The organism is Sphingomonas sp. FG14 (assembly GCF_057809675.1).
Genome location: NZ_JBMDKK010000002.1, coordinates 834,604 through 854,474 on the forward strand (window position 1 = coordinate 834,604; position 19,871 = coordinate 854,474).

The 19,871-nt window shown below is 64.2% G+C and carries 16 protein-coding genes; 13 read left to right on the forward strand and 3 right to left on the reverse strand.

What is annotated here, in order from left to right; genetic code table 11:
* Positions 1-79 precede the first annotated feature (79 nt).
* The 6 genes from tkt (at position 80) to ACODTA_RS12140 (ending at position 6,216) form a co-directional block, all read left to right on the forward strand.
* On the forward strand, positions 80-2,053 hold the full coding sequence (gene tkt, locus ACODTA_RS12115) for a transketolase (RefSeq protein ID WP_489066156.1): 1,974 nt from the start codon (positions 80-82) through the stop codon (positions 2,051-2,053).
* Between the two features lie 48 nt (positions 2,054-2,101).
* Positions 2,102-3,112, forward strand: a complete 1,011-nt coding sequence (gap, locus tag ACODTA_RS12120; RefSeq protein ID WP_489066157.1) for a type I glyceraldehyde-3-phosphate dehydrogenase — start codon at positions 2,102-2,104, stop codon at positions 3,110-3,112.
* A gap of 2 nt (positions 3,113-3,114) precedes the next feature.
* Entirely contained in the window at positions 3,115-3,585 is a 471-nt protein-coding gene (locus tag ACODTA_RS12125) for an MOSC domain-containing protein (protein WP_489066158.1), read from the forward strand.
* Positions 3,585-4,784 carry a phosphoglycerate kinase gene (locus ACODTA_RS12130; protein ID WP_489066159.1) on the forward strand — a complete coding sequence of 400 codons (1,200 nt, stop codon included), beginning with the start codon at positions 3,585-3,587 and terminating at the stop codon, positions 4,782-4,784. Before ACODTA_RS12125 ends, ACODTA_RS12130 begins: the two co-directional genes overlap by 1 nt.
* Positions 4,785-4,916: 132 nt before the next feature.
* A complete protein-coding gene (locus ACODTA_RS12135; protein ID WP_489066160.1) occupies positions 4,917-5,822 on the forward strand; it encodes a fructose bisphosphate aldolase in 906 nt (301 codons plus the stop codon).
* Position 5,823: 1 nt separating this feature from the next.
* Positions 5,824-6,216 (forward strand): putative quinol monooxygenase, encoded by a 393-nt coding sequence (locus tag ACODTA_RS12140; protein ID WP_489066161.1) that lies wholly within the window; start codon positions 5,824-5,826, stop codon positions 6,214-6,216.
* 118 nt (positions 6,217-6,334) lie between these two features.
* Here ACODTA_RS12140 and ACODTA_RS12145 read toward each other — a convergent pair whose 3' ends face one another.
* Positions 6,335-6,709, reverse strand: coding sequence for a hypothetical protein (locus ACODTA_RS12145; protein WP_489066162.1), 375 nt, complete (start codon positions 6,707-6,709; stop codon positions 6,335-6,337).
* Between the two features lie 85 nt (positions 6,710-6,794).
* Between ACODTA_RS12145 and ACODTA_RS12150 the strand changes: the two genes are divergently transcribed.
* Positions 6,795-7,442, forward strand: coding sequence for a hypothetical protein (locus ACODTA_RS12150; RefSeq protein ID WP_489066163.1), 648 nt, complete (start codon positions 6,795-6,797; stop codon positions 7,440-7,442).
* 66 nt (positions 7,443-7,508) lie between these two features.
* Positions 7,509-8,204: a thiamine phosphate synthase gene (gene thiE / locus ACODTA_RS12155; protein WP_489066164.1), complete on the forward strand. Its 696-nt coding sequence runs from the start codon at positions 7,509-7,511 to the stop codon at positions 8,202-8,204.
* A 33-nt stretch (positions 8,205-8,237) separates the two neighbouring features.
* Here thiE and ACODTA_RS12160 read toward each other — a convergent pair whose 3' ends face one another.
* Positions 8,238-8,498, reverse strand: coding sequence for a hypothetical protein (locus ACODTA_RS12160; protein ID WP_489066165.1), 261 nt, complete (start codon positions 8,496-8,498; stop codon positions 8,238-8,240).
* A gap of 106 nt (positions 8,499-8,604) precedes the next feature.
* On the reverse strand, positions 8,605-9,087 hold the full coding sequence (locus tag ACODTA_RS12165) for a peroxiredoxin (protein ID WP_489066166.1): 483 nt from the start codon (positions 9,085-9,087) through the stop codon (positions 8,605-8,607).
* A 94-nt stretch (positions 9,088-9,181) separates the two neighbouring features.
* On the opposite strand from ACODTA_RS12165, the gene ACODTA_RS12170 reads away from it, so the two are divergent.
* The 5 genes from ACODTA_RS12170 to ACODTA_RS12190 all read left to right on the forward strand — a co-directional run bounded on the left by ACODTA_RS12170 (position 9,182) and on the right by ACODTA_RS12190 (position 19,858).
* A complete protein-coding gene (locus ACODTA_RS12170; protein ID WP_489066167.1) occupies positions 9,182-9,742 on the forward strand; it encodes a YqgE/AlgH family protein in 561 nt (186 codons plus the stop codon).
* A 108-nt stretch (positions 9,743-9,850) separates the two neighbouring features.
* Positions 9,851-11,260 carry an adenosylhomocysteinase gene (gene ahcY, locus ACODTA_RS12175; RefSeq protein WP_489066168.1) on the forward strand — a complete coding sequence of 470 codons (1,410 nt, stop codon included), beginning with the start codon at positions 9,851-9,853 and terminating at the stop codon, positions 11,258-11,260.
* A gap of 199 nt (positions 11,261-11,459) precedes the next feature.
* Positions 11,460-14,555, forward strand: a complete 3,096-nt coding sequence (locus ACODTA_RS12180; protein WP_489066169.1) for a TonB-dependent receptor domain-containing protein — start codon at positions 11,460-11,462, stop codon at positions 14,553-14,555.
* A gap of 157 nt (positions 14,556-14,712) precedes the next feature.
* The gene (locus tag ACODTA_RS12185; protein ID WP_489066170.1) at positions 14,713-16,530 is read left to right on the forward strand and encodes a tetratricopeptide repeat-containing sulfotransferase family protein; all 1,818 of its coding nucleotides are present in this window, start codon (positions 14,713-14,715) and stop codon (positions 16,528-16,530) included.
* Between the two features lie 100 nt (positions 16,531-16,630).
* On the forward strand, positions 16,631-19,858 hold the full coding sequence (locus tag ACODTA_RS12190; RefSeq protein WP_489066171.1) for an amidohydrolase family protein: 3,228 nt from the start codon (positions 16,631-16,633) through the stop codon (positions 19,856-19,858).
* The last annotated feature ends 13 nt before the right edge of the window (positions 19,859-19,871 follow it).

Below are 19,871 nucleotides of genomic sequence, written 5' to 3' on the forward strand. Positions count from 1 at the left end.
CGCGCAGCGGACAAAGGAACCGCGCGGCGCGACTCGGCGCCCGCGCCACCGACCTCATCCGGTCCCATCGGGGAAAATCATGACTGTCTCGCCTCGCGATCTCGCCAACGCCATCCGGGCGCTGTCGATGGATGCCGTGCAGGCGGCGAATTCCGGGCACCCCGGCATGCCGATGGGCATGGCGGACGTCGCGACGGTGCTGTTCACCCGCTATCTGAAGTTCGATCCGCAGGCGCCCAAATGGGCGGACCGCGACCGGTTCGTGCTGTCGGCGGGGCATGGCTCGATGCTGGCCTATTCGCTGCTGCACCTGACCGGCTATGCGCGCCCGACGCTCGACGATATCCGCAATTTCCGCCAGCTCGGCAGCCCGTGCGCCGGCCATCCCGAGAATTTCGAGCTCGCCGGGATCGAGACGACCACCGGTCCGCTCGGCCAGGGGCTCGCGACCGCCGTCGGCATGGCGCTGGCTGAACGGCACCTCAATACCGGTTTCGGCGGCGACCTGGTCGATCACCACACTTGGGTGATTGCGGGCGACGGCTGCCTGATGGAAGGCATCAACCATGAAGCGGTCGGTCTGGCCGGCCATTTGGGCCTTGGTCGCCTGATCGTGCTGTGGGACGATAACCGCATCACCATCGACGGCGCGGTGAGCCTGTCGTCGAGCGAAGATGTTCAGGCGCGCTACGATGCGTCGGGCTGGCACACGGTTTCGTGCGATGGGCACGACATGGATGATATCGCGCGCGCCTTCGATGAAGCGCTTGCCGATTCACGCCCGTCGCTCGTGCGTTGCCGCACGATCATCGGCAAGGGCGCGCCCAACAAGCAGGGCACGTCGGCGACGCACGGCAGCCCGCTCGGCGCCGACGAGGTCGCGGCCACGCGTGAGGCGCTGGGCTGGCAATGGCCGCCCTTCGACGTGCCCCAGGACATTCGCGATGAATGGCTGAAGGCCGGTATTCGTGGCGCCGAGGTGCGCGCCGCCTGGGAAGGCCGGCTGGCCGGCCATGCCGACCGCGCCGAGTTCGAGCGCCGCATGGCGGGCATCTTGCCCGACGGCGCCGGGATCAAGAGCTATATCGACGGCCTGATCGCCGATCCCAAGACCGTCGCGACGCGCAAGGCGTCCGAAATGGCGCTGGAGGCGATCAACGCCGTGGTGCCGGAGACGGTGGGCGGTTCAGCAGATCTCACCGGATCCAACAACACCAAGACCAAGACGACCGGTCCGCTGACGCGCGACGATTATTCGGGCCGCTATGTCTATTACGGCATTCGCGAGTTCGGCATGGCCGCAGCGATGAACGGCATGGCGCTCCATGGCGGCGTCATTCCCTATGGCGGTACCTTCCTGGTCTTTTCCGATTATTGCCGTCCGGCGATTCGCCTCTCCGCGCTCCAGCAGATCCGCGTCGTCTATGTGATGACGCATGATTCGATTGGCCTGGGTGAGGACGGTCCGACCCACCAGCCGGTCGAGCATGTCATGTCGCTGCGGCTGATTCCCAATCTTGATGTCTATCGTCCGTGCGACGTCGTCGAGACCGCGGAATGCTGGGCGCTGTCGCTCGAGAAGGCTGATGGTCCGTCGCTGCTGGCGCTGACTCGTCAGAACCTGCCGCAGCTCCGCACCGACGCGCGCGAGAATTATAGCGCGAAGGGCGCCTATCGTCTCGTCGCGGCCGAGGCAGAGCGCCGCGTTGTGCTGATCGCCAGCGGCTCGGAGGTCGAGATCGCGGTCGCCGTCCGCACGGCGCTCGAAGCCGAAGGCATCGGCGCCGACGTCGTCTCGATGCCGTGCTGGTCTCGTTTCGACGCGCAGCCGGCCGATTATCGCCGCGATGTGCTGCCCGATGGCGTGTTGCGCGTCTCGATCGAGGCGGGTTCCACCATGGGGTGGGAACGCTACACGGGAATTGACGGGCTGCGCTTCGGCATGGAGGGTTATGGCGCCTCCGCGCCCGCCGAGGTGCTGTACGACCATTTCGGGCTGACCGCGCCCAAGATTACGCCGCAGATCCTGGCGGCGCTCAACGACCGGGCATGACGCTCGCCGGCCCTTTGCGGCTGGCCGGTCTTCAACGAGGAGTATGACATGGCAGTCAAGGTTGCGATCAACGGTTTCGGACGCATCGGACGCCTGGTGGCACGCGCGATCCTGGAGCGTGGCGGCAGCGAGCTGGAACTGGTTGCGATCAACGACCTGGCGGACGCCAAGTCGAATGCGCAGTTGTTCAAGCGCGATTCGGTCCATGGCCCTTATCCGGGCACCGTCGAGGTCGACGGCAACGATATCGTCGTCGACGGCAAGCGCATCCGCGTGACTGCCGAGCGTGATCCCGCGAACCTGCCGCACGCCGATCTGGGCGTCGATATCGCGCTGGAATGCACCGGCTTCTTCACCGATCGTGAGAGCGCGCAGAAGCATCTCGATGCCGGCGCCAAGCGCGTGCTGATCTCGGCGCCCGCCAAGGGCGTCGACCTGACCGTCGTCTATGGCGTCAACAACGACAAGCTGACAGCCGAGCATACCATCGTCTCGAACGCGTCGTGCACCACCAACTGCCTGGCGCCCGTCGCCAAGGTGCTCAACGATTCGATCGGCATCGAGCGTGGTCTGATGACGACGATCCACGCCTATACCAACGATCAGAAGATCCTCGACCAGATCCACAGCGATCCGCGCCGTGCGCGTGCGGCGGCGATGTCGATGATCCCGACGACCACCGGCGCCGCGCGCGCGGTGGGCGAGGTTCTGCCCGAACTGAAGGGCAAGCTGGACGGGTCTTCGGTCCGCGTGCCCACGCCCAACGTCTCGCTGGTCGATCTGACCTTCACGCCGGGCCGCGACACCACGCGTGACGAGGTCAACGCGATCCTGAAGGCGGCGTCGGAAAGTGGCCCGCTCAAGGGCATTCTCGCCTTCACCGACGAGCCGCTGGTTTCGATCGACCTCAACCACAATCCCGCAAGCTCGACGGTCGACAGCCTCGAAACCGCCGTGATCGAGGGCAAGCTGGTTCGTGTCGTCTCCTGGTACGACAATGAATGGGGCTTCTCCAACCGCATGGTCGATACCGCCACCGCGATGGCGGCGCTGATCTGAGGATGACCGGCGGCCGCCTGCTGGGCATTGCGCGCCACGGGCGGCCGCGCGGACCGATCGAGACGGTGGATCATCTCCGCGTCTCGATGGAAGGCGGCCTGGACGGCGATTTCCGTGGGATCGTCAAGCCCGGCGGCAAGGGACGGCGGCAGGTTTCGCTGATCCGCAAGGACGACTGGACGGCTGCCACTGCCGAGCTTGGCGTCGAGATCGACTGGTGGGCGCGGCGCGCCAATCTGCTGGTCGATGGCATCGATCTGTTCGAGACCGAAGGCGCGGTCGTGCGGATCGGTGCGGACCTGAAGCTGCTGATCACGCAGGAATGCGATCCGTGCAGCCGCATGGACGAGATTTCCCCTGGATTGAAAACGGCATTGACCCCGCATTGGCGTGGTGGTGCGCTGGCACGGGTGATCGCGCCTGGAGATATCCGGGTGGGCGACCCTATTGAAATTGAGATCGGAGACACATGATGGCGGCGTATCGCACGATGGACGAGATGGGCGACCTGACCGGCAAGCGCGTGCTGGTGCGCGAGGATCTGAACGTGCCCGTGGCTGATGGCCGTGTGACCGACGACACCCGGATGCGCGCGACCTTGCCCACGGTGACCGAACTGGCGGATCGCGGCGCGATCGTGCTGATCCTGGCGCATTTCGGCCGCCCCAAGGGGCAGATCCACCCGACCATGTCGCTGGCGCTGTTGACGCGCACTTATTCCGGAGTGCTCGGTCGCGAAGTGCGCTTCATCCCGGATTGCCAGGGCGAGATCGCGCAGTCCGCCGTGGCGGGCATGAATCCGGGCGAGATCGCGATCCTGGAAAATACGCGCTTCCATGCCGGCGAGGAAAAGAACGATCCGGCGCTGGTCGCGGGCATGGCCGCGCTCGGCGATTTCTACGTCAACGACGCGTTTTCCGCGGCGCACCGCGCCCATGCGTCGACGGAGGGCTTGGCGCGCGCCTTGCCCGCATTCGCCGGCCGCCAGATGGAAGCCGAACTCGCCGCGCTCGAACAGGCGCTGGGCAATCCCGAGCATCCTGTGGCGGCCGTCGTCGGCGGCGCAAAGGTTTCGACCAAGCTCGACGTGCTGCGCCATCTGGTCGCCAAGGTCGATCATCTGATCATCGGCGGCGGCATGGCCAACACCTTCCTGGCCGCGCGCGGCGTCGATGTCGGCAAGTCGCTGTGCGAGCACGACCTGACCGGCACGGCGGAGGAAATCCTCGACGCGGCGGACAAGGCGAACTGCACCGTCCATCTGCCCTATGACGTCGTTGTCGCGACGCAATTCGCGCCCAATCCGCCGACGCGCACCGTCAATGTCCACGAGGTCGCGGCTGACGAGATGATCCTTGACGTCGGCCCTGCTGCGGCCGAGGCGCTGGCGGACGTGCTCAAGACCTGCCGGACCCTGGTGTGGAACGGCCCGATGGGCGCCTTTGAAACGCCGCCCTTCGATGCCGCGACCGTCGCGCTCGCGCGCACCGCCGCAGCGCTCACCAAGGAAGGATCTTTGGTGTCGGTGGCGGGCGGCGGTGACACCGTGGCGGCGCTCAACCATGCCGGCGTTGCCGGCGATTTCACCTTTGTCTCGACCGCAGGCGGCGCTTTCCTCGAATGGATGGAAGGCAAGGTGCTGCCGGGCGTCGCGGCGCTTTCGCCGCGTTGAGACTCTCTTCAGGCGTTCGCCGCTACGACGAATGCCCGTGCCGGCGCGCCCGCTCGTCGCGCCATCGTTGCCCATGCCGATTCGCGCGGCTATCAGCCGCGTCAGACTCATTTGCTCGCTAAGGGAGAATTCATGCAGACCTCCGAAATGACCGCCCGGATCGCAGAGGGGCAGGGCTTCATCGCCGCGCTCGACCAGAGCGGCGGATCGACCCCCAAGGCCCTGAAGGGTTATGGTGTCGAAGAGGGTGCATGGTCGAACGACGAGGAGATGTTCGGCCTGATCCATGCGATGCGCAGCCGCATCATCACCTCGCCCTGCTTCAGTGGCGAGAAGGTGCTGGGCGCGATCCTGTTCGAACGGACGATGGACGGCCAGGTCGACGGCAAGCCGACGCCCCAGGCGCTGATCGAGCGCGGCGTGGTGCCGTTCATCAAGATCGACAAGGGCCTTGAGGACGAACAGAATGGTGTCCAGCTCATGAAGCCGATGCCCGAGCTAGATGCGCTGCTGGCGCGTGCAAAGGCGCTGGGCGTGTTCGGCACCAAGGAACGCTCGGTGATCAACCTCGCCAACCGCGAGGGGATTGCGGCGATCGTGGCGCAGCAGTTCGAAGTGGGCCAGCAGGTGCTCGCCGCCGGGCTGGTGCCGATGCTTGAGCCCGAAATCAACATCAAGAGCCCCGAGCGCGCCGACGCGGACCAGATCCTGCTCGAAGAGCTTCTGAAGGCGCTGGACGCGATGCCGGGCGACGACAAGGTGATGCTCAAGCTGTCGATCCCGGCCAAGGCGGGCTTGTTCGACGCACTGGTCGATCATCCGCGCGTGCTGCGCGTCGTGGCGCTGTCGGGCGGCTTCGCACGTCCCGAGGCGTGCGCCGAACTCGCCAGGAATCGCGGCATGATCGCGAGCTTCAGCCGCGCGCTGCTCGAGGATCTTCGCCACCAGATGAGCGACGACGAATTCAACGGTTCGCTGGGCGGCGCGATCGACGAGATTCACCGCGCCTCGACTGAAAAATCGCTCGTCGCAGCCTGAGATGACGATCACGCGGCGCCCCGTGCTCGCCGGCATTGCGCTGGCGATGCTCGGTGGCGCCGCAATCGCGAAGGAGGGCGGTGCGATGGAGGAAGCGCTTTACGGCCTGATCGGCAAGATGAAGGCGCAGCCGGGAAAGCGCGCCGATCTCATCGCGCTGCTGACCCAGGGCACTTCCGACATGCCCGGCTGTATCACCTATATCGTCGCCGAGGACGCGAAGGACGAGGATGGCATCTGGATCAGCGAGGTCTGGCGGACCAGACAGCATCATGCGGACTCGCTGAAACTGCCTGCGGTGCAGGACTCGATCGCCAAAGGGCGTCCGCTGATCGCAAGCTTCGAAAACTTCGTGGAAACCCGCCCGGTCGGTGGCGTCGGGATAGACGGCTAGTCCTTAGAGCATCGTGCGGAAAAGTGGGAACCGGTTTTCCGTAAAAACGATGCGATCACAAACATCTAGAGCGGGCATCTAGAGCGGGGTGCGCGATTCATATTTCGCGCAGGCCGCTCTAGAATCCACCGTCGAATCTGAAGCGGAAACGATAATCGCGCGGTTTGATCCGGCCGATCATCTTGTCGGGCGCGACCGAGACGAGTGTCAGCGCGCCATCCGCGAGCTGCACGGGCTTGCCGGGGATCAGGTCGAGCGTGCGCTTCCATCGGCCGCCGGTCACCGTTGCGCGCAGCACCACGCGCCCCGCCCATATGCAATCGGCATTTGCGGGGCAGCGGCTGTCCTCGATCACGCGATCGGGGCGAACCGTGATGCCGTCGACATACACCCGCTGGCCGATCCGTGCCGGGCCTTCATGGGGGCGTGGCGATGCGCTCGTCGCGCAGACGGCCAGCAAGGACAGGGCGGACAGACGGGCCAGTTTCTTCATAGGGCCTGTGTGGCGACATGGGCATGAGCGGTGGCTGAACATCATCCTGCTTCCGTGTGTCGTCCGCGCGGAATAGATGAGAGCCATGAAGCGAATACGCCTTGCCCTCGCCGCGATGGCGGCAGCGAACGCGGTTCCGGCTATCGCCTGCTCGATGGCGCCTGGATATCGTGTCCCCACCAATCTCGAACTTGCGGCCGTTGCGGAAGTTATTGTTGTTGCCGCCGTCGAGAGCGAGCGTCCGGGGAAGGGCAGTTGGGACGGGACCGTGATTGCCAGGCCAACGACACTGATCAAGGGCGATGCTCTTCCGGAAACGGTGGAGATCATGGGCGCCCTGCTCGACGATGGTAGCAGAATGCGCGCCCGATACAGCGATCCCCGTGAACTTCGCACACCCAATCCCGATGCGATGATGGGCGGATGTGTCCGCTACATCTTCGCACGTGGTATGAAGCTCGTCCTGTTTCTGAAGCGTGACGAACGGGGCGTATTGAGGCCGTATCGCAGCAGCTTCTCGCGAGATGCGGAAGATGTGCCGGCCGACGACGCGCTGTGGGTGAAGGCGGTTCGGGAATATGCGATGATCTCTGCAGCAGCCACGCGCGAGCGAAAGACGAAGTTGAAACAGCGTATCTCCGAATTGCGGGCTCTTGGGGACGCTGATTCAGCCGCGATCGCAGAAGACATGGTGGTCGAGCTCAAGGGCAAGAGGTTGCCGCCATATGATTGAGGCGTTGCCGGATGGCTGAACGCGATACGGCTTCCGCAAAGCGCTCTGGCGCGATAGGGCGGAATCATGGATGAAAATGACGATCTGCTCGGCCCGCTCGATCCTGGTTTCGCTGACCGTTTCGAGCGCGATACGCGCCGACCTGCCTGCCAGCTCTATCTGATCTCGCCGCTCGACGTCGGCGGCGACTTTGCGGAGCGGCTTGCACGCGCGCTGGATGCCGGGCCGGTCGCGGCTTTCCAGTTCCGCGTGAAGAATGTCGATCAGCATGCGGCTGCCCGCCTTGCCGAGCCGCTTCAGCGCATCTGCGGCGACCGTGAGGTCGCCTTCATCGTCAATGACAGCGTCAGCCTCGCCAAGAGGCTGGGGGCCGACGGCGTTCATCTGGGGCAGGGCGATGGTGACGCACGCGACGCGCGCGCCGAACTTGGCCCCTCGGTTCAGATCGGCGTGACCTGCCACGACAGTCGGCATCTGGCGATGGATGCAGGCGATGCGGGGGCTGATTATGTCGCTTTCGGTGCCTTCTATCCAACCGAAACCAAGGAAACGCGGCATCGCCCCGATCCATCGATCCTGAGCTGGTGGACAACGGTGTTCGAACTGCCCTGCGTTGCGATCGGCGGCATCACACCGGCCAACGCGCCGCCACTGATCGCAGCCGGCGCCGATTTCCTGGCAGTCAGCGGCGCGGTCTGGAATGCGGCCGAGGGCGAAGCCTCTGCGATCCGCGCGTTCCAGGCCATACTCGGCGCCTCATAGGGCACCGGGGGCGAAACCCCCGGCATCCACAGGTTATTTATTCGATTTCGCCGAAGCCGGCGCGCTGCCATTGCCGCGCTGGCTGAGCTTGGTCACGCCATAGGCGGTGGCGGCCGCCGTCGCGACCACGCCCGCGCCGACCGCAGCTGCGGTCCACGGGTTCTCGCGCGCCGCATTTACCGCGCTGTCGAGATATTCGCGGCCTTTTTCCAGGGCCGCATCGAATTGCGAATGGCTGGGGGCGGCGCTGCTGGTCGCCGAAGTGTCGATCGTGCCGCTTTCGATTGTCGCCATGACGTGTCTCCCATCTGGAATTGCACGTCGCGAACGCACGGGAGCTGTAAAAATGTCCCTGCCGCGCGCCGGATTGTTGTCCGCGCGCGGCAGAAACATTCGCCGGTCAGAGTTGGCCGAGCATATGCTCCGCCGAGCTCACCCGATATTCGCCGGGGGCTTCGACGTTCAGTTCCTCGACGACGCCGTCATTGACGATCATCGAGAAACGCTGGCCGCGATGGCCAAGGCCGAACTTGGTGCCGTCCATTTCCAGGCCCACCGCCTTGGCGAAATCGCCATTGCCGTCAGCCAGCATCGTCACTGTGCCGTCGGCGCCGACGGACTTGCTCCACGCGCCCATTACGAACGCATCGTTGACCGCGGTGCAGGCGATCGCATCCACGCCCTTGGTCTTCAGCTCCTCGGCTTTCTCGACATAGCTGGGTAGGTGGCGGGCCGAGCAGGTTGGGGTGAAGGCGCCGGGCACCGAGAACAGCGCGACCTTGCGGCCCTTGAAGAAGCCGTTGGTGTCGACCTGCTCAAGGCCCTGCTCGCCGGGTACGGTGAAGCTGACGTCGGGAAGCGTGTCGCCGGGCTTGATCGTCATGGCATGTTCTCCTTGGTATTTGGGTTCCGAAAACCGGGCGGAGCGTTGAGCGTCCGCATTGGCCGGCCGCCGGGAGCGCTCTATAGAGTGCGACATGGATATGCCAGCCTATCTCTCCGGCCAGCTTCTGCTGGCGCTTCCCGGTATCGGTGATCCGCGATTCGAACGGGCGGCGATCGCAATGTGCGCTCATGATGAGAATGGCGCGCTGGGCATCGGGCTCGGCTCGCTTGTCGACGGACTGGGCTTCCACGATCTCCTGCGACAGTTCGAGATCGAGCCTGGCGTGTCCGAGGACCGGCCGATCCATGTCGGCGGTCCGGTCGAGCCCCGGCGCGGCTTCGTCCTGCACAGTCCGGACTGGGGTGGGCAGGATAGCGTCGATGTCGCCGGTCGATGGGTGCTGTCCGGCACGATCGACGTGCTGCGCGCGATCGCGGCCGGTACGGGGCCGCGCCATTGGGTGGCGGCGCTCGGCTATGCCGGCTGGTCGTCCGGCCAGCTTGACGAGGAGATGACGCGGCATGGCTGGTTCGCCGTGCCCGCGAATGACGAACTGCTGTTCGAGCTTTCGGCCGGCCAGCGCTGGAATGCCGGCTATGCCTCGGCTGGCGTCGATGCCAGCCTGCTGTCCCCGATCAGCGGACAGGCATGATATAAAGACATCTTTATATTTGCCTTTGGCGGCGGCGGCGGCTATCTGGCCGGCGATCGGTCGCCCGCTTTTTCGCGTGCGCGATCCCATGCCATCAGGAGATTTTTCGTGGCCACCGCACCCGTTGCCGATTTCAACGATTATGTCGTGAAGGACATCTCGCTCGCCGATTATGGTCGCGCCGAAATCAACATCGCCGAAACCGAGATGCCCGGCCTGATGGCGCTGCGCAGCGAATATGGCGCCGCTCAGCCGCTCAAGGGCGCCCGCATCACCGGCTCGCTCCACATGACGATCCAGACCGCCGTGCTGATCGAGACGCTGACCGCGCTCGGCGCCGATGTCCGCTGGGCCACCTGCAACATCTTCTCGACCCAGGATCATGCCGCCGCCGCGATCGCCGCGTCGGGCGTGCCCGTCTTCGCGATCAAGGGCGAGAGCCTGGCCGAATATTGGGACTATGTCGGCTCGATCTTCGACTGGGGCGACGAGACCTGCAACATGATCCTCGACGATGGCGGCGACGCCACAATGTTCGCGCTGTGGGGCGCGCGCATCGAAGCCGGCGCGACCCTGCCCGAGCCCGAGAATGACGAGGAGGTCGAGTTCCAGCGTGCGCTCAAGGCGTTCGTCGCGAAGAAGCCCGGTTACCTGACCGAGACGGTCAAGGCGATCAAGGGCGTCTCGGAGGAGACCACGACCGGCGTCCATCGCCTCTATGCCATCGCGAAGAAGGGCGAACTGCCGTTCCCCGCGATCAACGTGAACGACAGCGTCACCAAGTCGAAGTTCGACAATCTCTATGGCTGCAAGGAATCGCTGGTCGACGCGATCCGTCGCGGCACCGACGTGATGCTGGCCGGCAAGGTCGCCTGCGTCGCCGGCTTCGGCGATGTCGGCAAGGGCTCGGCCGCGTCGCTGCGCAATGGCGGCGCGCGCGTGCTGGTGACCGAGATCGATCCGATCTGCGCGCTGCAGGCTGCGATGGAAGGCTATGAGGTCGTGACGATGGAGGAAGCGGTAGCCCGCGCCGACATCTTCTGCACCGCTACGGGCAATGCCGATGTGATCACCGCCGATCACATGAAGGGCATGAAGAACATGGCGATCGTCTGCAACATCGGCCATTTCGACAGCGAAATTCAGATTTCGGCGCTCTCCAACTACAAGTGGACCGAAGTGAAGCCGCAGGTCGACCTGGTCGAATTCCCGGACGGCAAGCAGATCATCATCCTGTCCAAGGGCCGCCTGGTGAACCTGGGCAACGCCACGGGTCATCCCAGCTTCGTGATGTCGTCGAGCTTCACCAACCAGGTGCTCGCGCAGATCGAACTTTGGAGCAATTCGACCGCGTACCAGAACGAGGTCTATGTCCTGCCGAAGCATCTCGACGAAAAGGTCGCGATGCTCCATCTTGAAAAGCTGGGCGTGAAGCTGACCACCCTGACCAAGAAGCAGGCCGACTATATCGGCGTGCCGGTCGAAGGGCCGTTCAAGCCGGATCATTACCGCTACTGATGCCGGTTTCCGCCGCAAGCGGCGGAAATCCATGCATGATGGACCCTGCATGTCCCGTACGGCGAGAGCTGTGCGGGACATGTTTTGTTGCAATTGAGCAACATGACTCTCCGATTTCGCCCGGAGAGTCATTTTATTGTTGGCGCAGGCCAATGGAGGATTAGTCTTTTCCTGTCCTTGTCTGGGAAGGATGGAAAATATGCTTCGTGCTTATCAGCTTTCGCTGACTGCGTCGGCTATCGCAATTGCGCTCGTTACTCAGCCGGTTCTTGCGCAGGACTCGACTCAATCACTTCCGCAAACAGATCAGCAGGAAACGAGCGACGAGAAAGTCATCGTCGTCACCGGTTCCCGTATCCGCCGTTCGAATTTCGATACGCCGGCGCCGGTGGCCGTCGTCACGCGCGATGAGCGCATCCTCGCCGGATCGACATCGACGGCGGACGCGATTCAGAGTTCGACGGTCACTTCGGGTACCTCGCAGATCAATGGATCCTTCCTGGGCTTCGTTTCCGAAGGCGGTCCGGCGGCAAATACGATTGGCCTTCGCGGGTTGAGTTCCTCGCGCACGCTGGTGCTGCTCAACGGTCGCCGGCTTGCGCCTGCAGGCGCGGGGCCTCAGCTTGTTTCGGCCGATCTGAACGTGTTGCCGAGCACCATCGTCGATCGCGTCGAGGTGCTGAAGGAAGGCGCGTCGGCGGTCTATGGTTCCGACGCCATCGCCGGTGTCGTGAACATCATCACCGATGCGAGGTTCGACGGCCTGACGCTCGACGCCTTCACCAATCAGCCCGTCCAGCATGGCGGCGGGGGCCGGAATTATCGCCTGTCCGCCACGGCTGGCAAGGTGTTCGATCGCGGGCATATCACCGCCGCATTCGAATATCGTGAAACGACCGGCCTGCGCGTGGGCGATCGCAAGGCATTCGCCTGCCCGCGCGATCTCTATTTCAGCCCGGCCACGGGGGCTGAAGTCGGGCAGAAGGATCCGAATACGGGGCAACTGCAATGCTTCCCCTATACGACGGGCGGCGGCGTGGGGATCGCCAGCGGTTACGGCATCGCGCAGAGCTTCACCGTGCCGGCCAGTCGCCTCACCTATCGCAACGGCAACATCAACACGATCGCGGCGGTCAACGGCATCGACCGTGTCGGCCCGAGCCAGACGCAGCTGCGCGATCACCTATTGTCGCCGATCCGCACCTATACCGGCTATCTCAACGCCGCGCACGAACTGGGTATATTGGGGGATGCCGAAATCTATGGCGAAGCGTTGTTCACCCGTCGCGAATCCTATCAGGACAATACTTATCAGCTGAATCTCAGCGGCGGGGGGCTCTCGCCGGACAACCAGATCTATGGCGGCAGCTACTATGGCACGCCGATCTCGGTCTATGGCTATCCGACCAGCCCATTCTTCCCCAACTCGCTGGCCGCCGCCGGCTATAATATCTTCACGCCGTTCATCGTCCCGACCAGGACGACGCGGAGTTCCCAGCGCGTCGATTTCGCGCGTGGCAATGTCGGCATCCGGGGAGATATCGGACTGGGGGATTGGCGCTACGACGCGAATTTCCAATATTCATATACGCGGGCGCGATACAGCGTGCAGCAGATCGACGTGACCCGGCTGAACAATGTGCTGCAGACCGTGATCGCGCCGGCCGGAACGCCGGCCAATCTGATCACGATCGCCGAGCCGGGGCAGGCCGGTGCCGGTAATTCCTATACCTGCGCATCCAACGTCAGGAACGGCGCGCTGGTCGCGGGCGCGAACTGCGTGCCGCTCAACCTGTACAGCCCGTCGATCCTCCTGAACGGGCAAATCCCGGACAATGTATTCGATTATCTCTGGACCCATCATGTCGGCCATACGACGTTCAAGCAGAAGACATTCTCGCTGAATTTCGACGGCACCCTATTCGAACTCCCTGCCGGCAAGGTCGGGGCGGCGATCGGTTACGAGCATCGCTATGATTACATCAACGATCGGCCATCCGCCGCGGCGCTCGCCGGCACGCTGTACAATTACAGCTCCGCAGGCAACACGCGCGGCAGCGACATCGTCAACGAAGTCTATGGCGAGCTCAACATCCCGCTGCTCAGGGACACGCCGTTCTTCTACCGCCTCGAACTGGCAGCGTCCGGCCGCTATACCCACTACCGGTCATATGGCGCCGAAACCACCTATCGCTTCAATGCGAACTGGTCGCCGATCGAGGAGGTGCGGTTCCGTGGCAGCTATGGCACCTCGTTCCGCGCGCCGAACCTGTACGAGCAATATGTCGCGGATCAGACGGGATTCTACGGCGGCAATGTCGATCCCTGCACCGGCTTCGGAGCGCTCGATGCTTCGTCGACGGTGTACAAGAATTGTCTGGCGGCGCTGACGCCGATCCTGGGCGCCAATGCGGTGAACTTTATCGCGACGTCCGGCCCGACGGTCACCACCAAGGGCGGGGCGGGGTTGTTGAAGGCGGAACGTTCGCGCTCCTGGGGCGGCGGCGTTGTGCTGACCGCGCCGCGCACCGTCGCGGATCTCCAGCTAGCGATCGATTATTTCGACGTGCTGGTGCGCGACGAGGTGACCGTGCTCAACAATCTCGTGCTGACACGCTGCTACGAAGCCGACGATTTCGGGCCGAACAACCAATATTGCTCGCTGATCAGTCCACGCTTGCCCGCAAGCGATCCGCAGCGCGGCAATCTCGACGCGTTCGATAATCCGTATCTCAATGTGGCGCAGCAACGCGTGCGCGGCATCGATTTCGATCTGCGCTATGCGACCGATCTGTTCGGCGGCAAGTTCGTCGCGCATGCGCAGGCAACGCGGATGATCGACCAGATCTTCCAGCTATTCGCCACCGACGATCCGGAGGATTATAACGGCACGCTCGGCGTCCAGGGTGCGGGTGCGGGGCCGAAATGGGTCGCCTCTCTCGACCTTCGTTACACACTGCCGTCCGAGAAGATCGTCCTGCGCTATGGCCTCGAATATGTCGGACCGCAGGATTCGAACGATGACGAACTGGCGGTCGCGCCTTTCCTGGGGCAGGTGGTGACGGACCTGCGTGCGGAGGCCTATTGGGAACACAGTCTGTCCGTCCAGTTCCGCTGGGAAGATGTGGGGCAGGTGACCCTGGGTGTGACCAATTTGTTCAACACGAAACCGCCGCGGATCAGCTCTTACCCGACATCGGCGGGGCAGTTCACGCGGATCGGGAATTACTTCAACTCCAGCAACTACGATATTCTGGGACGGCAGCTTTATCTGAACGTCACGCGTAGTTTCTGATCGGCTGTTTCGGCTGGGTGACTTGCGGGCGCTGCCGGTGCGGCGCCCGTCTTGCTCGAATGCCGTGATGTGCCTGCCCGCAGATGCATGAAATGCTTCCACCCCGGGCGATCAGGCTCTAGGCTTCTTCAAGCTGTTGAATTTCGCGGAGAGGGATGTGGCGGGCGCGCGCCGACAGACCGTCGTCAATGCCGATCTGGCGCTAAGGGAGATAGTCGCGTCGATCGATCGAGATGCCGGCGGGGCATCGGCGCGCGCGCGCGCGCTGATCCGCGATCAGCCCGATCTGGCGATCGCCCATCGCGTGCTCGCCGCCGCGCTTCGGCGGCTGGGCAATGTGCGTGAAGCCGAGAGCGCGGAACTCAGGGCGATCGCGATCGGCTTGCGTCATCCGGCCGTAGCCGCGGCCGAACGCGCGATCGCCGACGAGCGGTTCGAAGAGGCCGAACGGTTGATCCGGCCCTATCTGCGCGAGAATCCCGAGGATGCCGGCGGTGCGCTGATCCTGGGGACGATCGCGGAAAAATGCGGTGCGACGAAGGAGGCGGAGAATCTCTACCGGCGCGCCTTCATGCTGGCGCCCGCCTATCTCGAAGCCCGGATCGCGCTGTTCAAGCTGCTCAACCAGGCCGGTCGCCAGGACGAAGCTGCGATCATTCTCGATGACGTGCTCGCGCGCGATCCCAACCATCTGCCCGCCCTGTCGCTGAAGGGCAATCTGCTGCTCCAGTCGCGGCGGATGGAGGAGGCGCAGACCGTTTATCGCCGGCTGGTTCGCGCGCATCCGGACGATGGTCGCGGCTGGATGGGGCACGCCTTCATCCTGAAGACGATCGGCCGGATCGACGAGGCGATCGCCGCCTATCGCAAGGCGGTCGACCTGGAGCCGCAGCGCGGCAACGCCTGGTTCGGGCTCGCGAACCTGAAGACGGTAAGGTTCGATCGCGTGGATATCGATCGGATGAAATCGGCGCTCGATCACGATGATCAGGATGATGACGACCTGCTCCACCTGCATTTCGCCTTGGGCAAGGCGCTGCACGATCATGGCGATTTCGACGAGGCGTTCGCGCATTATCAGCACGGTAGTGCGCTTCGTCGCCAGAAGACGCCCTATGATCCGGAGGTGCTGCACGCCAATGTGCTGAAGGCGGAGGCTGTCTTCACGCCCGAGTTCTTCGCGGCGCGCGCGGATACCGGCTTTCCCGCGCGCGATCCGATCTTCATCGTCAGCCTGCCGCGATCGGGATCCACATTGGTCGAACAGATATTGGCCAGCCATCCGGCGATCGAGGGCACCGAGGAACTGTTCGACCTGGAACGGATCGCGCGCGAACTCGCGCCTGATGCGCCGGCGGGCGGCTATCTCGATCGGATCGCCGATCTCTCGCACGCGGCCTTACACGAGCGCGGCCGGCATTATATCGAGGCGACGCGGCGCCATCGGCAGAGCGATCGCGCGCTTTTCACCGACAAGATGCCGAGCAATTGGGTCTTCACAGGGCTGATCCATGCGATCCTGCCCAATGCGAAGATCGTCGATGTCCGTCGCGATCCGATGGGCTGCGGCTTCGCCAATTTCTCCCAGCATTATAATTGGGGGATCAATTTCTCGTACGACCTGACCGATATCGGCCGTTATTATGCCGATTATGTCCGCATGATGGATCATTTCGATCGGGTGCTTCCCGGCAGGATCCACCGCGTGATGTACGAGGGCCTGGTCGACGATCTCGAAACCGAGGTCCGGCGATTGCTCGACTATCTGGAGCTTCCGTTCGATGACGCCTGCCTGCGTTTCTTCGAGAACCGGCGTGCCGTCCATACGCCCAGTTCGGAACAGGTGCGCCGGCCGATCAACAGCGACGGCCTTCATACCTGGCGCAATTACGAAAAATGGCTTGGGCCGTTGAAGCAGGCACTGGGGCCGGCGCTGCACGGCTATCGTTCACGACCCTCGAAACCCGCCGACTGATCGTCCACCATTGATCGCCGACATGTTTTCATGGAGACGATCATAAGATGATCGCACGGTCCGACCAATCTTCTTTCCGAACCTCCTTGGGATGACTTCCATGCGCTATCTTCCTGTTCTGCTGGCCGCGACGGCGCTGTCGGCGCCGACCGCCTCTCCGGCCCAGCCCACCGCCACCCCGCAGGAGCCGGCGAAGAAATGGGATGTTGCCAATCCCCCGGGACTCAAGGTCCGCCAGATTCCGATCGATGTGACCGAAGGCACCTGGATGGATGTCGATGTCAGCCCGGACGGCAAGACCATCGTCTTCGACCTGCTCGGTGATATCTACACCATGCCGATCGCGGGCGGCACGCCGACGCGGATCGCGGAAGGGCTGCCGTACGAGATGCATCCGCGCTTTTCGCCCGACGGCCGGCGCATCGCCTTCACCTCCGACCGTGGCGGCGGCGACAATATCTGGATCATGAATGTCGACGGCTCCGACAAGCGCCAACTCACCAAGGAGGATTTCCGCCTACTGAGCCAGCCGAGTTGGAGCCTGGACGGCCGCTTCATCGCCGCGCGCAAGCACTTCACGACCGGCCGCTCGCTCGGCACCGGTGAAGTCTGGCTCTATCATGTCTCGGGTGGCAACGGCGTGCTGCTGGTCAAGCGGCCCAACGAACAGCACCAGAAGGAACTGGGTGAGCCGATCTATTCGCGTGATGGCCGCTACGTCTATTACGCCCGCAACACCACGCCCGGCCCGATCTTCGAATATGCGCAGAATTCCAACGCGCAGCTCTTTGCGATCGAACGCTACGAACTGGCGACCGGAGAGGTCGAGACCGTCGTATCGGGCGCCGGCGGATCGGTGCGGCCGACGCCGTCGCCCGACGGCAAGTCGATCGCGTTCGTCCGCCGTGAGCGCGCTCGTTCGAAGCTTTACGTCAAGGATCTGGAAACGGGCGCCGAACGGAAGATTTATGACGCGCTCGATCAGGATGTGCAGGAAACCTGGGCAGTCCATGGCGTCTATCCCAACATGGCGTGGACGCCCGATTCCGGCTCTTTGGTGTTCTGGGCAGGCGGCAAGATCCGCCGGGTAAATGCTGATGGTAGCGGCGCGCGCGAGATTCCCTTTCATGTCGCGGACACGCGCAGCCTGATCGATCCGCCGCGTCCGCCTGTCGCGGTCGCGCCGGACAGCGTCGTGACCAAGATGCCGCGCTATGCTGCGGTCTCGCCCGATGGCCGCCAGGTCGTGTTCGAAACGCTCGGCAAGCTGTGGATCAAGGATATGGCGACGGGCCAGCCGCGCCGCCTGACGCGCGGCGAGGCAGGGGAGCGCGAATTGTGGCCGTCCTGGTCGCGTGACGGCAAGACCATCGTGTTCGTCGCCTGGACTGATGCGGGCCTCGGCCAGATCCGCACCGTCGCGCCCGCCGGGGGCGCGGTGAAGACGGTGGTGGGGCAGGGCGGTCATTATGCGCGACCGCGCTTCTCGCCGAGCGGCCGCACCATAGCGTTCGAGAAGAATGACGGCGGCCAGCTCACCTCGCCGCGCGGCGAGACCGATCCGGGCATTTACCGCGTCGCCGCAGCGGGCGGCGCGCCGGTGCGGGTGTCGCGTGGCGCCAGCGGCCCGCAATTCGGCGGTGATGACGATCGCTTGTTCATGACGGAGGTGTCGCAGGGCAAGCGACAGCTCGTCTCGACCGATATGGAGGGCGGCAACAAGCGCGTCCATGCCACCGGCGAACTCGTCAACGCCTATGAAGTCTCGCCCGACGGCCGTTATTTCGCGTTCCGCGAGAATTACGAGGCGTTCGTCACCCCGATGATGCCCGGCACGCAGGATGTCGGCACCAGCGCCAAGGGCGGGGCGCTGCCCGTCACGCGTGTCAGCGGCGACGGCGCCGACTATATGAACTGGAGCAATGGCGGGGAGCAGTTCCATTGGAGCCTGGGGCCGACGCTGTTCACGGCGCGCACGGATAGCCTGTTCGCCTCGGCGCCGCCTGCGGGCGATGCCAAGCCCGCGAAATTCGAGCCGCCCAGGTCGGGCGTTTCGCTGTCGATGACCGTCCCCGCCGCGCGCCCGTCGGGCAGTGTGGCCATCACCGGCGCGCGGATCGTCACGATGCGCGACGATGCCGGCGGCATCATCGATGATGGCGTGATCATGGTCGAGCGCGACCGCATCGCCGCGATTGGCGCGCGCGGGCAAGTACAGATTCCGGCCGGCGCTAAAATCGTCGATGCGGCGGGCAAGACGATCATTCCGGGGCTCGTCGATGCGCATGCGCACGGCCCCTATGGCGAGGATGAGCTGACCCCGCAGCAGAACTGGTCGAGCCTGGTCAATCTGGCGCTGGGCGTCACCACCACCCATGATCCGTCGAGTGACGCGGCTCTGGTGTTCCCGGCATCCGAAATGCAGCGCGCCGGCATGCTCGTCGCGCCGCGCACCTTCTCGACCGCCGATGTGATCTATGGCGCGAAAAGCCCGACCGGCTATGCGCAGATCGACAGCCTGGACGATGCGCGCGCGCATGTCCGCCGGCTGAAGGCGCAGGGCGCACATAGCGTGAAGAACTACAACCAGCCGCGCCGCGACCAGCGCCAGCAGGTCGTCGCCGCCGCGCTTGAGGAGAATATGCGCTCGGTGGCGGAGGGCGGGTCGCTCTTCGGCTTCGACATGGCGCTGATCGCCGACGGCAACACGACGCTCGAGCACAATATCCCGCAGGCAGTGCTTTACGAGGATGTGCTGAGCTATTTCTCGCAATCCAAGGTCGGCTACACACCCACCTTGGTCGTCACCTATGGCGGCCCGGCGGGCGATCCTTATTGGCGCGCCCATACCGACAACTGGAAACACCCGTTGCTGACCCGGCACGTGCCGCCCAATTATCTGGCGGCGGGCAGCGCACGACGCACGCTCGCGCCCGAGGAGGATTATGTCGACGACGACAATGCCCACGAGGCCCGCAAGCTGGCGGCGCGTGGGGTGCCTGTCGCGATAGGCGCGCATGGCCAGGAACCCGGCATCGCCGCGCATTGGGAACTCTGGTCGTTCGTGCGCGGCGGGATGACGCCGGTCGAGGCGTTGAAGGGGGGCACGATCGGTTCGGCGCGCTCGCTCGGCTATGATCGTGACGTCGGTTCGCTCGAAGCCGGCAAGCTCGCCGATCTCGTCATCCTCGACGCCGATCCGACCCAGGATATCCGCAACAGCGACAAGGTGTCGAAGGTGATGATCGGCGGGCGGCTTTATGATGCCGCCACGATGAACGAGCTGGCGACCGGCACGGGCAAGCGGTTGCCCTATTTCTGGGAATAGTCATGGAAGTGCC

What these genes read in the sequence shown, in the direction of transcription:
- thiE (WP_489066164.1), top strand. Translation starts at nt 7,509, where the DNA reads ATGGATGAAAATGACGATCTGCTCGGCCCGCTCGATCCTGGTTTCGCT.
- ACODTA_RS12145 (WP_489066162.1), bottom strand. Translation starts at nt 6,709, where the DNA reads ATGAAGAAACTGGCCCGTCTGTCCGCCCTGTCCTTGCTGGCCGTCTGC.
- ACODTA_RS12170 (WP_489066167.1), top strand. Translation starts at nt 9,182, where the DNA reads ATGGATATGCCAGCCTATCTCTCCGGCCAGCTTCTGCTGGCGCTTCCC.
- ACODTA_RS12135 (WP_489066160.1), top strand. Translation starts at nt 4,917, where the DNA reads ATGCAGACCTCCGAAATGACCGCCCGGATCGCAGAGGGGCAGGGCTTC.
- ACODTA_RS12165 (WP_489066166.1), bottom strand. Translation starts at nt 9,087, where the DNA reads ATGACGATCAAGCCCGGCGACACGCTTCCCGACGTCAGCTTCACCGTA.
- ACODTA_RS12150 (WP_489066163.1), top strand. Translation starts at nt 6,795, where the DNA reads ATGAAGCGAATACGCCTTGCCCTCGCCGCGATGGCGGCAGCGAACGCG.
- ACODTA_RS12180 (WP_489066169.1), top strand. Translation starts at nt 11,460, where the DNA reads ATGCTTCGTGCTTATCAGCTTTCGCTGACTGCGTCGGCTATCGCAATT.
- ACODTA_RS12190 (WP_489066171.1), top strand. Translation starts at nt 16,631, where the DNA reads ATGCGCTATCTTCCTGTTCTGCTGGCCGCGACGGCGCTGTCGGCGCCG.
- gap (WP_489066157.1), top strand. Translation starts at nt 2,102, where the DNA reads ATGGCAGTCAAGGTTGCGATCAACGGTTTCGGACGCATCGGACGCCTG.
- ACODTA_RS12160 (WP_489066165.1), bottom strand. Translation starts at nt 8,498, where the DNA reads ATGGCGACAATCGAAAGCGGCACGATCGACACTTCGGCGACCAGCAGC.
- ACODTA_RS12140 (WP_489066161.1), top strand. Translation starts at nt 5,824, where the DNA reads ATGACGATCACGCGGCGCCCCGTGCTCGCCGGCATTGCGCTGGCGATG.
- tkt (WP_489066156.1), top strand. Translation starts at nt 80, where the DNA reads ATGACTGTCTCGCCTCGCGATCTCGCCAACGCCATCCGGGCGCTGTCG.
- ACODTA_RS12125 (WP_489066158.1), top strand. Translation starts at nt 3,115, where the DNA reads ATGACCGGCGGCCGCCTGCTGGGCATTGCGCGCCACGGGCGGCCGCGC.
- ACODTA_RS12130 (WP_489066159.1), top strand. Translation starts at nt 3,585, where the DNA reads ATGGCGGCGTATCGCACGATGGACGAGATGGGCGACCTGACCGGCAAG.